Below are 13,182 nucleotides of genomic sequence, written 5' to 3' on the forward strand. Positions count from 1 at the left end.
CCTTACCCTTCTATTATTATTTAAGAAAAAGAGTGAACTTTCTTATTCGCTACCTTATACCAATCTACATAAGTATTTGATCATTCTTGCTTGTTAAAATCGATTTTTCCTACGCAATTATCTGAACAACTACTTATCCAGAATGGTATTACTCATTTATCTTGTCATAATCACATATTCTGTCTATTTCTTGGGTGTTAATTAACCAAATGTATGTTTTTTCTTATGCTATTGGATTATCATGCGTATAAATAAACTTACCATTTGTCGTTCTTTTTCTTAAGAATATGATGATTGTGCCGATAATAATCTTTATGACATTTGTACTTGTAATAGGATATTGCTTTTAAGTTATGTATGCATACGTTGCCCGACAACCGATCCTGAGTCGGAAGAAACAAACGATAGGCTACGAACTACTTTTCCGTGACGGTGAAAGTAATGCGTTTCCTAATATAGAAGCAAATCAAGCAACGAGTCGGCTACTAGTTGAAAACTTTATGTCGACAGGTTGTAACCCTGCGCTAGAATCTCCTCGTAGTTTTATAAATTTCCCCCAAGAGTCATTAATATCTTTGGTTCCGACGGCATTTCCTAAGCGAAAAATTGTTGTCGAAGTATTAGAAACCTGTATTCCTAATGATGAGCTATTTAGTGCGATTAAGCATTTACATCGAATGGGTTATATTATTGCGTTAGATGACTTTAGTTTGGATGCCGTTTGGGATCGATTTTTACCCTATTCACACATCGTTAAGTTAGACATTATGCAATTAGGCATTGATGTGGCGTGTGAATACGTTAAACAACGTAAACTTCAGGGTTGTAAGCGACATTATTTAGCAGAAAGAGTTGAGACTAATGATGAGTTTCAACAGGTATTTGACGCCGGCTTCCATTTTTATCAAGGCTACTTTTTTAGTAAACCGGAGATCATAAAAAATCGCGTTGTAAAACCAGAAGAACTTCTTACGATGCAGCTATATCAAGAAGTGTGTCGTGAAGAAGTGGATTTTTCTCGAATAGAGCAGTTGATCGCGCAAGACGTCTCTTTATCTTATCAGTTATTGAAGTTTGTAAATACAGCATCAGTACGACTTGAAAACCCCATTTCATCATTTAAACAAGCATTAGTTTATCTTGGCGAAGAGCAAATAAAAATGTTTGTAACCTTGATTGCGACGGCGCATGCAGCGTTCAATAAACCCAAGGAATTGTATAAACAATCTTTAGTGAAAGGGCGTTTTTGTGAGTTGATGATTTGCCGTATTCAAAATGGCACTCCAGGACAGCAAGCATTTATTGTTGGATTATTCTCTCTACTTGATGCCTTACTTGATCGTAAGATTGATGATGTTTTAGAGCAGCTATCATTAGCTCGAGAAATAGAACAAGCTATCTTGCTCAGAGAAGGCTTATTGGGTTCTATGCTAGAGCTGTATGAAGGTATTGATAAAGGAGATTGGAAAAGTATTGATCAAACCAGTCGACTGCTTGGGTTCTCTCCAAAAACCGTAGAGAAAACATATCAAGATGCAGAGAAGTGGTATCAAATGATCTCATGTCAATCTAACTAGCAAGAATGATCAAATACTTATGTAGATTGGTATAAAACCTAAATTAGAATAAAAGCCCCATTAAGTGTATCGCTTACTATCGTAAGGTCAGCATTTGGTGGGGCTTTTTATTGTCAGAAGTACAGATTGTGATTACTGACAATAGTTGATGATATGGACTTCTTCAGAGAACAGTTTTTGTTTTATTTGGTGACATTCCTGAGTAATCGAAGTGATGGCTTCGCCTTGTTCTGGGTTAACCAAGTCGTAATCACCTTCAATATTGTAATTAAAGCCTTCTCCAATAATTGTTATAGGTTCAATAGATATACGACCACGGTTGGCGGTTACTGTTATTGGGTCAACGTGTATTGGGTATTGCGCGATAGCTTCTTTTTTCTTAGAACTATCAGTTGTTATTGTTGATGTGTCAGGGCGTTCGTTATCTGGAACCAATCCCAATTTATATTGCCACAGTTCTTGAGCTGTTTTAGTGGTAGTCATGTCTCTTGGAGTCATGTTTAGTTCACCATTAAAGCTATAGTTAAAGCTGTCTTGATTTACTGCTAACCCATTACCGTTAAAAGTAAACTCAGTAATACCATCAATAGGGATAGGGTTTGGAAAGAAACGGCTTAGGTAGCTGATAGGCAATCCATCACCATAGGCCTCAAACTGCCAAGGTTGGCTATCCTGAGTTAAGTGAATGCTGCCATTAAAACCAACAAGCCCTTCAGATAAAGGTAGCAGTGCTCGCTCTACTGTCCACAAACCATCTTCGGTTTTCATTTCTACTAATAATTGTTGGCTTAATAGATAATTAAAACTCGCATTAGAGGCGCTCATCGAAAGTGTACCATCCCATAATCCCCATTGCTCTAAGCGCAGTAAATCGAGATCGTGGCCTTCCATATTTACCCCTGATAATTGATATGGGTACTGACCATTTAATTGAATTAATTGAGTATTATTAACGTCTAGCTTGGCTATTTTTACTTGCTCTAATTGATTTACGTATTGAGTTAACACACTTGCTTCTTCATTAGTTATGGCCCATTTGACTTGGTCAATACTCAACGAATTTAAATTTATGCTTGTTGGTGATAGTTTGCCAGTAAGTTGAATGTGGCCATCAAAAATTTCGAATGAAAGCGTCGATATATCGGCTTTTTGACCATTAAGCGTTAAGCTAAAAATGGGGTTATTAATAGTATGTTCATTCCAGACCAAATTGTCGGCATTAAACGATATATTTGCGTTATTTTGCTGCCATAAATGGTAAGGAAGCAGTACGTTTTCAGCAGATAAACTTAAGTTATTAACCACAAATTGTGGTAGTTCAATATTGATATCTAACAGATCAATACGTTCAAATTGATAAGTAAAATTGTGTTGAGATAGCCATTCGATTGGCTTGTTAATAATGTCCGCATTACTTGATTCTAAATTAAATTTACGTAGTGTGAATTGTGGAATAACCCATAATTTATTTTCTTTAAGCTCTGCTTGTGCGGTAATCGTACTGCCGCGCCAAGTAAGAGAAATACCATGAAGAGCGGTGTAGTGTTGAGTGTAATAGCCATCAACTAATACCTCATCTAGGGCTTCTCCCTGCCAATACAGTTGTTTGGCTGAGAATTGAAAATCCCCCTCAAAAGATAACGAATTTTCTTTTTGTATTGCCCAATTTTCTAATTGAATTTGAGCATCACGCAGCACTATGTCGTCATTGGCAAAATCTAAATTTGAAATACTAAATTGAGCAATAGAAATCCAATCGATACTTTGTGTATCAGGCAGTCCTTTTTGTAGACTAAGACCATCGACTTTGATGCTATCAAACGCTAATTTATTATTTTGAATTGGGTGCTGAGAGAGCCAAAAATCGACGGTTTGAATGTTTAATTCACTGTCTGTTTCAATAGCAACATCTGACAGAGTTAGGTGTAAAGGTGATTGGATTGAGTAATGAATATCTCCAAATGAGATCTTTTGATGCGTCAGTTTTTGCACCAATGGATTTAGCATTGGTTGTGCGTAAGGCGTATGTAAAAGGGATAAAAATGCGACCACAAGTAGCAGGCAAAAAGAGATAAGCCAACCAAGGCTTTTCAGTGTGGTATACATTGTTAACTCCAAAAGAAAAATAGGAACAGAAAGAGTGGAGTAAAAATCAGATGCAATCAAGTTATTGTGATGGTTTACTCAGAGGTAATCACTGTTTTGGACTCTTGTTTGAACTGATTGCATAAAAAAGCCCTTCACAAGGGAAGGGCTTGACGTTATCGGTGGATAATCTTGCTCACTTAGTTAAGTTGAGGACCCGCTTTAACAAGTGCTTTTCCTTCGTCATTATCAGTGTATTGAGCGAAGTTTTTAATGAAGCGCTGGGCCAGATCTTCTGCTTTACTGTCCCATTGTAGTGGGTCAGTGTAAGTATCACGAGGATCTAGGATTGAAGTATCAACACCCGGTAGTGATGTTGGAACTTCTAAGTTAAAAACTGGGATATTTTTGGTTTCAGCGTGGTCAATAGAGCCATCTAAAATAGCATCAATAATTGCACGAGTATCTTGGATAGAGATACGCTTACCTGTGCCATTCCAACCCGTATTAACAATGTACGCTTCTGCACCAACGGCTTCCATTCGTTTAACCAGTACTTCTGCATACTGTGTTGGGTGCAGTGTTAAGAACGCCGCGCCAAATGCTGCTGAGAACGTTGGTGTCGGCTCAGTAATACCACGTTCAGTGCCTGCTAACTTAGCAGTAAAACCTGAAAGGAAGTGGTACTTAGTTTGTTCTGGCGTTAGTTTTGCTACAGGAGGTAGCACACCAAATGCATCAGCCGTTAAGAAGATCACTTTATTTGCATGACCCGCTTTTGATACCGGCTTAACGATATTATCAATGTGATAAATAGGGTAAGAAACACGCGTATTTTCGGTTTTCGAACCGTCATCAAAATCAATCGTGCCATTACTACGAACAGTAACGTTTTCTAGTAGTGCATCACGGCGGATTGCGTTGTAGATATCAGGTTCAGCTTCTTTAGATAGGCGAATGGTTTTTGCGTAGCAACCCCCTTCAAAATTGAAAATACCATCATCATCCCAACCGTGCTCATCATCACCAATAAGCTGGCGTTTTGGATCGGTTGAGAGTGTGGTTTTTCCGGTTCCTGATAAACCGAAGAATACCGCTACATCGCCTTCTTCACCCACATTGGCAGAGCAGTGCATTGAAGCAATTCCTTTTAGCGGAAGAAGGTAGTTCATCATTGCGAACATGCCTTTTTTCATCTCACCGCCGTACCAAGTACCACCAATGATTTGCACTCGCTCTGTTAAGTTGAAGGCAATAAAGTTTTCTGAATTTAATCCGTGCTTTACGTAGTTAGGGTTAGTGGTTTTCGCACCGTTCATGACTACAAAATCGGGTTCAAATGTTGCAAGTTCTTCTTCTGTTGGTCGAATAAACATGTTTTTTACGAAGTGTGCTTGCCATGCTACCTCAGTAATAATACGAACACTTAATCGTGTGTCTGGGTTAGCACCACAATAACCGTCGATAACAAACAGACGTTTACCAGAGAGTTGTTTTGTTACTAAGGATTTTAGATCATCCCAAACTGCAGGAGTGATGGCTTTATTGTCGTTTTTACCTTGATCTGACCACCATAATGTATCTTTGGTTGTCTCATCTTTTACGATGTATTTATCTTTTGGTGAACGACCAGTAAAAATACCAGTATCTACCGCAACTGAGCCGAGCTCTGTCATTACTCCACGCTCATAACCTTCTAAATCTGGGCGTGTTTCTTCTTCAAACAATTGTTCATAACTAGGGTTACGGAGTACTTCAGTAACATCAGTTAAGCCATGTTGAGTAAGATCAAGTTGTGCAGCCTTTTTGTGTTCCATAACAGTCATAGGTGCTCCTTAGAGGAATTTTTTGTAGGGACTTTTAATTTATTTGTAATTATTTGTGTTCTGCTAAGCATGCTAACAATGCGGTAAATTGAAAACAGGGAGATGAATCATAAAATAACCATAAAGTAGTAGTGGTTATTTTATCGCCATCACAAAATAGCAATAGTCCTATTCTACTCTTAATGAAATCGTTTGCGCCAGATGTAATTGATTATTATTTAAGCAAAATTAAGTGTGGATAAGTGGAATAAAAAGTGTGGTTTATATCAAATTTAGTTATAAAAAAAGCCAACCTAGCGGCTGGCTTTGAGACAAAATAAGAGACTTATTCTATGCGGTAAATTAATGAACGGTGTCATTACCTTTTGTTGCTTGTTCAAAAAGATTTGCAACATCAATACTGTCAAAATCGTAGCTTGTGCCACAGTAATCACAATGAAGAGAGATTTTCCCTTCAGTTTTGATGATGTCATCAACTTCTGCTTTTTCAATAGTGATGATTGCACCGCCACTGCGTTCGCGCGAACAACCACAGAAAAATTCAACCTGTTGAGGTTCAAACAGTTGTACTTTATCTTGGTTGTATAAACGATACAGAACTTCTTCGCCTTCTAAGCCAAACAGCTCTTCGTTTTTAATGGTGTCAGTTAATTGCTCTAGGTGCTCGAAGTCATCAGCAGAGCCAGTGCCATCAGGCATGACTTGTAGAAGCATACCAGCAGCATGAGGTTTACCTTCAAATTCACCAAGACGAAGCCATAAGCGCGTTTTTAGTTGCTCTGAACGCTCAAAGTAACCTTCAAAACACTGTGCTAAGTTTTCACCTTCTAGTGCAACAACACCTTGATAACGCTCACCATCTTTTGGTGTGATAGTGATAACTAGATAACCTTTACCCATTAGTTGATGCAAGGTTGCGTCTTCTGCAATATCGCCATTAAAACGAGCAACACCACGTACTTTCTGGTTGTTATCGCCATTGATAACCGCTAGGGATACTGGACCGTCACCTTGTAATTGAAGGGTAATTGAACCTTCAAATTTTAGCGTTGCAGTTAATAAAGTCGTTGCAACCAATAGCTCACCCAATAAGTTTTGAACTGGCTTAGGGTATTCCTTGCTAGAAATGATTTGTTGGTAAGCATCATCTAGTTGAACTAATTCACCACGAACAGATAAATCTTCAAATAGGTAACGATGCAGTGTGTTATTTGCCATGAAATACTCCAGCAATTGTATTAAGGGTTGTCATTACGCACAGTATAGCGGTTATTGTTGCTTGAATCTCATGATATCACGTCGCTGTTTTTTATCTGGACGCTTATCAGGGTGTGGGCTGCCAAGTGAATTAAGTTTGCGTAGTTTTGCATTCTCTTCACGCTGCTTGATGCTGATTGGAGTTTCTTTATAAAGAGTTTGTGCAACAGGTGCGCCACGACGCTGATCAGATACGATCTCTATGATCACGGTGATCTCTTCGTTGTTGCCTTGGCGAAGCTTTATTTCAGCGCCCACTTCAACCAATTTACTTGGCTTAGAGCGTTGACCGTTATATTGAACTTTTCCGCCATCAACCATGTTGCGAGCAATGGAACGGGTTTTATAAAAACGAGCTGCCCAGAGCCACTTATCGAGTCTGATGCCATCGCTAGTATTGGATTTGGAACTCATTATGTATACCTAATGTCTTACTTCTCTGCTTATTTAATGGTGTCTGGAATTTTTTTTTCAATCTTTTGAGCAGAATTAATCAAAATTCATTACCAACTAGAGTCATTAATGAGAAATAATGCTCTAATATGAGTTCTTTTCTCTGAATTACGTGATATGCCTGCGAGTAATGTAAGAAAACGGCATTATTTACAGCAATAATGCCGTGTTAATTTATAATTTTTAAAGACTTAAAACAGTTAATAGCCCTTAAAGTAAAAGGAAGATCTGGCCCTAATGATAGCTAATATGAAAATCGAAAAAATTTCTCAATATTGGTCAATATATCAATCTGCGATTTCAAAAGGGGTAACGGTTGTTTTAGTTGCGTGTTTTGCGTGGATTTGTGGCTCTCTTTTTTGGGCGATGCTCGTACCGCAAACGTCGGTTCCTCAATGGCAACCAAAGGCGGTAGTCATCACTAATAAGCAAAACAACAATGAAGGTGATTCGTTATCTGATTTATTAAATAGCCAAGTATTTGGTCACTTTAATACTGAGAAAAAAGTAGAGCAACCAAAGATAGTAGAAGTAAAGAATGCCCCAAAAACACGATTAAATTTAACCTTATCGGGTATTGTTGCTAGCTCTGACCCATCACTGAGCCTTGCGGTTATCGCTAACCGAGGAAAACAGAATACTTATGGTATCGATGAGACCATTGATGGAACGCGAGCAACCGTAAAAGCGATTAGCGTAGATCGCATTATTATTTCCAATAATGGCCGTGATGAAACGTTAATGTTGGAAGGGGTAAAATACACCAAGATATCAACAGAAAGAAATGCGACGGGTAGTTCTGGTACGGTGTTAGGAAATAATCGCCAAAATTCAAATCAAGACGAACTGGATAAGATCCGTCAAGAGATGGCTAAAAATCCACAATCAGTATTGAAATACATCCGCCTTTCTCAAGTTTCTAATAATGGGAAAATTACGGGTTATCGAGTGAATCCGGGTAAAGACCGTAAATTATTTGATTCTGTTGGCTTAAAGCCTGGAGATATCGCTACCAGTTTAAATGGGATTGATTTAACCGATCCTGCCGCAATGAGTTCATTGTGGAAAAATATGTCAGAAATGACAGAGCTTAATTTAACCGTCCAACGAGATGGACAATTACATGACATTTTTATCGGTTTATAACGGCAGATAGAAAAATGACTAAGGGTATGTTGTGAAAAAGTGGATAGGTAAGGGAGCCTTATTGCTTGCGGGTAGCATGATGTGGACATCAGCACTGGCAAATGACTTTAGCGCGAGCTTTAAAGGTACGGACATTCAAGAGTTCATCAATATTGTAGGTCGAAACTTAGAAAAGACGATTATTGTTGACCCATCTGTTCGTGGCAAAGTGGATGTGCGTAGTTATGATTTATTAAATGAAGAGCAATATTATCAGTTCTTTTTAAGTGTACTTGAAGTTTATGGATATGCGGTTGTTGAAATGGACAACGGTATTTTAAAAGTCATCAAAGATAAAGATGCAAAAACTTCAGCCGTTCCGGTATTGGGAGCAAAAGATAACATCACTGGCGATGCGGTAATTACTCGAGTTATTGCGGTTCGTAATGTATCGGTACGTGAATTATCTCCTCTACTACGTCAACTTAATGATAATGCTGGCGCGGGTAACGTTGTGCATTATGATCCTGCAAATATCATTATGATCACCGGTCGTGCAGCGGTGGTAAATCGTTTGGCTGAAATCATCGAGCGTGTTGATCAGGCGGGTGATAAAGAAGTTGAAGTGGTTGATTTAAAAAATGCTTCGGCAGCGGAAATGGTACGAATTGTTGATGCGTTAAATAAAACCACCGACGCCAAAAACACCCCTGCTTTTTTACAGCCTAAATTGGTTGCAGACGAACGCACTAACTCAATTTTAATCTCGGGTGATCCTAAAGTACGTCAACGTCTTAAAAAGCTGATTAAACAACTTGATGTTGAAATGGCAACCAAGGGTAATAACCAAGTAGTTTACTTACGTTATGCCAAAGCAGAAGACTTGGTCGATGTACTTAAAGGGGTGTCGGATAACTTAACGGCTGGCAATGGCTCAAGCTCGAAAGGAAGCTCTTCGAATAACCGTAGTGATGTCATGATTTCAGCACATACAGATACCAATGCTTTAGTCATTACTGCGCCGCCTGATGTAATGCGAGCGATGCAAGACGTCATTGCTCAGTTGGATATTCGTCGTGCACAAGTATTGATTGAAGCTTTGATTGTTGAATTAGCTGAAGGTGATGGCGTTAATTTAGGCGTGCAGTGGGGTAACCTGGAAACGGGTGCAATGATCCAATACAGCAATACAGGTGCCTCAATCGGTGCCACTATGGTTGGTTTGGAAGAAGCGAAAGGCTCTACAACGACTGAAAAAATTTATGATTCAGCAGGTAACCAGACAGGCTATAAAGATATTACTGAAGAAGGTGATTATACCGCGCTAGCTTCTGCGCTTGGTGGCGTTCAAGGTGCGGCGGTTAGTATCATGATGGGAGATTGGGCTGCATTGGTAACGGCTGTATCGACCGATTCCAACTCAAACATTCTTTCTTCTCCAAGCATTACGGTAATGGATAATGGTGAAGCGTCATTTATTGTTGGTGAAGAAGTACCGGTATTAACGGGCTCAACGTCAGGTTCTAATAATGACAATCCATTCCAAACGGTTGATCGTAAAGAAGTCGGTATCAAGCTTAAAGTGGTTCCACAGATCAATGAAGGTGATTCGGTTCGTTTAGATATAGAGCAAGAAGTGTCTAACGTATTGGGCGCTAATGGTGCGGTGGATGTGCGTTTTGCTAAACGTCAGCTAAATACCTCGGTAATGGTACAAGATGGCCAAATGTTGGTGTTAGGTGGCTTGATTGATGAGCGTGCACTTGAGAGTGAATCAAAAGTTCCGTTTTTAGGGGATATCCCTATTTTAGGTTACTTATTCAAATCAACCAGTACGCAAGTTGAGAAGAAAAATCTAATGGTATTTATCAAGCCGACCATTATTCGTGATGGTATGACAGCGGATGGCATTACTCAGCGTAAATATAACTACATTCGAGCAGAGCAACTGTATAACGCAGAAAAAGGCTTGAAGTTGATGGATGATGCCAACATTCCAGTGTTGCCTAAGTTTGGTAAAGACATTAATCACCCAGCAGAGATCCAAGCGTTCTACGAACAGTTTAGTGAAAATAAGGAAAAATAATGGCGGATACCTTATTTCCAGATCTTCCTGTCATTCTGCGTTTGCCTTTTTCTTTTGCAAAAAGGCATTCAGTCGTTATTGAAGCAGGCTCCGAGGGTTGGGTGCTGTATTATGCTGTTACTCCTTCGCCAATGGTGTTGTGTGAAATTCGTCGAGTGTGTAAATCAGGTTTTTCGTTAATCCAATTAACCAAAGAAGCCTTTGATACTAAAGTAACTCAAGTGTACCAACGTAATTCATCAGAGGCGCAACAACTGATGGAAGATATTGGTGCCGATAATGACGACTTCTTCTCACTGGCTGAAGAGTTGCCCGATAATGATGATTTATTGGAATCAGAAGACGATGCGCCCATCATTAAATTGATCAACGCCATGCTAGGCGAGGCGATCAAAGAGGGCGCATCTGATATTCATATAGAGACTTTTGAAAAAGTGCTGTCGATCCGTTTTCGTGTCGATGGCGTTTTGCGCGATGTATTGAGTCCAAGCCGTAAGTTGGCACCACTGCTAGTTTCGCGTGTAAAAGTAATGTCGAAGCTTGATATCGCAGAGAAGCGTGTTCCGCAAGATGGTCGTATTTCACTGCGCATTGGTGGCCGAGCCGTTGATGTTCGTGTCTCTACGATGCCGTCTTCTCATGGTGAGCGTGTGGTAATGCGTTTATTAGATAAAAATGCGACTCGTTTGGACTTAAACAGCTTAGGTATGTCGGCTGAGAACCATAAAAACTTCCAGCACATCATCAAACGTCCTCACGGCATTATTTTGGTTACTGGCCCAACGGGTTCAGGTAAATCAACCACGCTGTATGCCGGTTTAGGTGAATTAGACAGTTCTCAATCAAATATTTTAACTGTAGAAGATCCAATCGAATTTGATATCGATGGCATTGGGCAAACTCAAGTTAACCCAAAAGTAGACATGACGTTTGCTCGTGGGTTACGTGCCATTTTACGTCAAGATCCTGATGTGGTGATGATAGGTGAGATCCGTGATCTAGAAACCGCAGAAATCGCCGTTCAAGCGTCACTTACTGGTCACTTAGTGATGTCGACGCTTCACACCAATACAGCGGTGGGGGCGATAACACGTTTACGTGATATGGGTATAGAGCCTTTCCTAATTTCATCTTCTTTACTTGGTGTACTGGCTCAGCGTCTGGTTCGTACTTTATGTAAGGAGTGTAAAACACCATATCAAGCCGATGACGAGCAGAAAAAATGCTTTAATTTATCCGCTTCGGATAGCTTAGTTCTTTATAAGCCAAATGGTTGTGATCACTGTAATGGTAAAGGATACCGTGGCCGAACAGGTATTCATGAATTACTGGTTGTGAATGAAAAAGTTCAAGAGTTGATCCACAAAGAAGCGGGCGAACAAGAAATTGAAAAAGAAGTTCGCAAGAACACTCGTGGTATTCAGCAAGATGGTTTATTAAAAGTACAGCAAGGGATCACAACACTGGAAGAGGTGATGCGAGTCACTCGGGAAGGGTAAATGGCAGCCTTTGAATACAAAGCACTAGAAAAAACAGGTAAGCAAAAAAAAGGCGTCATGGAAGGCGATAATGCTCGCCAAGTTCGCCAACGGTTAAAAGAGCAAGGTCTTATTCCGGTTGAAGTGATTGAAACCAAATCAAAACAACAGAAAAGCGCTTCTCAAGGATTAAGTTTTAAGCGCGGAATTAGTGTGAATGATTTATCGCTAATTACCCGTCAATTAGCCACTTTAGTTCAAGCGGGTATGCCTTTAGAGGAGTGTTTAAAAGCCGTCGCTGAACAAGGAGAAAAAGCCCATATTCGCAGTATGATGATGGGAGTTCGCTCTAGAGTGATAGAAGGGTATCCGCTAGCAGAAAGCTTTGCCGATTATCCTCATGTTTTTGATGAACTGTTTTGCTCAATGGTGGCTGCCGGTGAAAAATCAGGCCATTTGGATACGGTGTTAAACCGTTTGGCTGATTATGCTGAAAATCGTCAAAAGATGCGCAGTAAATTACAACAAGCGATGATTTATCCAATCATGTTGACGTTAATTGCTATTGCTGTGATTTCCTTTTTGCTTGCAACGGTCGTTCCTAAAATTGTCGATCAGTTTGTGCAAATGGGACAAGGCTTACCGACGGTTACCGAGGTATTATTAGCGGCCAGTAACTTTGTAGTGAACTGGGGCCTTGTTGTTATCGTTGTGGTTGTGTCATTGATTGTTGGTGTGAAGTGGTTACTGACTAAACCACATTTACGCTTAGCGTGGGATAAAAAAATCTTACGCTTACCTGTTGTTGGTAAGGTGGTTCGTGGGTTAAATACGTCGCGTTTTGCACGTACGTTATCGATCTGTACATCAAGTGCGATTCCATTATTGGATGGGATGAAAGTTGCAGCGGATGTAATGAGCAATCAATACTTTAAACAACAGGTGTTAGAAGCGGCAGATAACGTACGTGAAGGGGCGAGCTTACGTATCTCGCTAGAACAAACAAAGTTGTTTCCGCCAATGATGCTCCATATGATCGCCAGTGGTGAACAAAGTGGTGAATTAGAACAAATGCTAACGCGTTCGGCTGATAACCAAGACCGTGACTTTGAATCACTGGTTAATATGGCTTTGGGTATTTTTGAGCCTTTATTGATTGTTTTTATGGCCGGCATTGTACTTTTTATTGTTGTCGCGACCTTAATGCCAATCATTGAATTAAATAATTTAGTCGGATAGTGAGTAGTTACTATCCTTTTTTCTTCTTATTAATATATTGATTTTTAATCTCAGGA

At 39.7% G+C, this 13,182-nt stretch carries 9 protein-coding genes; 5 read left to right on the top strand and 4 right to left on the bottom strand.

Annotated elements, in window-relative coordinates:
* The first annotated feature begins 353 nt into the window (after positions 1 to 353).
* Positions 354 to 1,577, top strand: coding sequence for an EAL and HDOD domain-containing protein (locus PVK63_RS17515; RefSeq protein ID WP_130087940.1), 1,224 nt, complete (start codon positions 354 to 356; stop codon positions 1,575 to 1,577).
* Between the two features lie 132 nt (positions 1,578 to 1,709).
* Here PVK63_RS17515 and PVK63_RS17520 read toward each other — a convergent pair whose 3' ends face one another.
* The 4 genes from PVK63_RS17520 to hslR form a co-directional block, all read right to left on the bottom strand.
* On the bottom strand, positions 1,710 to 3,683 hold the full coding sequence (locus PVK63_RS17520; RefSeq protein ID WP_130087939.1) for an AsmA family protein: 1,974 nt from the start codon (positions 3,681 to 3,683) through the stop codon (positions 1,710 to 1,712).
* 179 nt (positions 3,684 to 3,862) lie between these two features.
* Entirely contained in the window at positions 3,863 to 5,488 is a 1,626-nt protein-coding gene (gene pckA, locus PVK63_RS17525; protein ID WP_130087938.1) for a phosphoenolpyruvate carboxykinase (ATP), read from the bottom strand.
* Positions 5,489 to 5,830: 342 nt separating this feature from the next.
* Positions 5,831 to 6,706: an Hsp33 family molecular chaperone HslO gene (gene hslO / locus PVK63_RS17530; RefSeq protein ID WP_130048570.1), complete on the bottom strand. Its 876-nt coding sequence runs from the start codon at positions 6,704 to 6,706 to the stop codon at positions 5,831 to 5,833.
* A gap of 51 nt (positions 6,707 to 6,757) precedes the next feature.
* The gene (hslR, locus tag PVK63_RS17535; RefSeq protein WP_130048569.1) at positions 6,758 to 7,159 is read right to left on the bottom strand and encodes a ribosome-associated heat shock protein Hsp15; all 402 of its coding nucleotides are present in this window, start codon (positions 7,157 to 7,159) and stop codon (positions 6,758 to 6,760) included.
* A 276-nt stretch (positions 7,160 to 7,435) separates the two neighbouring features.
* Here hslR and gspC point away from each other — a divergent pair, with 276 nt between their 5' ends.
* From gspC to gspF, 4 genes are read left to right on the top strand one after another with little or no spacing between them, the layout of a single operon-like run.
* Complete coding sequence (gene gspC, locus PVK63_RS17540) at positions 7,436 to 8,344, top strand: type II secretion system protein GspC (RefSeq protein WP_130048568.1); 909 nt, start codon at positions 7,436 to 7,438, stop codon at positions 8,342 to 8,344.
* 31 nt (positions 8,345 to 8,375) lie between these two features.
* Entirely contained in the window at positions 8,376 to 10,409 is a 2,034-nt protein-coding gene (gene gspD, locus PVK63_RS17545) for a type II secretion system secretin GspD (protein ID WP_165371228.1), read from the top strand.
* Positions 10,409 to 11,908 carry a type II secretion system ATPase GspE gene (gene gspE, locus PVK63_RS17550; RefSeq protein ID WP_130048567.1) on the top strand — a complete coding sequence of 500 codons (1,500 nt, stop codon included), beginning with the start codon at positions 10,409 to 10,411 and terminating at the stop codon, positions 11,906 to 11,908. Before gspD ends, gspE begins: the two co-directional genes overlap by 1 nt.
* Complete coding sequence (gspF, locus tag PVK63_RS17555; protein ID WP_130045679.1) at positions 11,909 to 13,126, top strand: type II secretion system inner membrane protein GspF; 1,218 nt, start codon at positions 11,909 to 11,911, stop codon at positions 13,124 to 13,126.
* The last annotated feature ends 56 nt before the right edge of the window (positions 13,127 to 13,182 follow it).

Origin of the sequence: Aliivibrio sp. S2TY2, from assembly GCF_028765525.1 — a bacterium.
In the GTDB taxonomy this organism is placed as follows: Bacteria; Pseudomonadota; Gammaproteobacteria; order Enterobacterales; family Vibrionaceae; genus Aliivibrio; species Aliivibrio finisterrensis_A.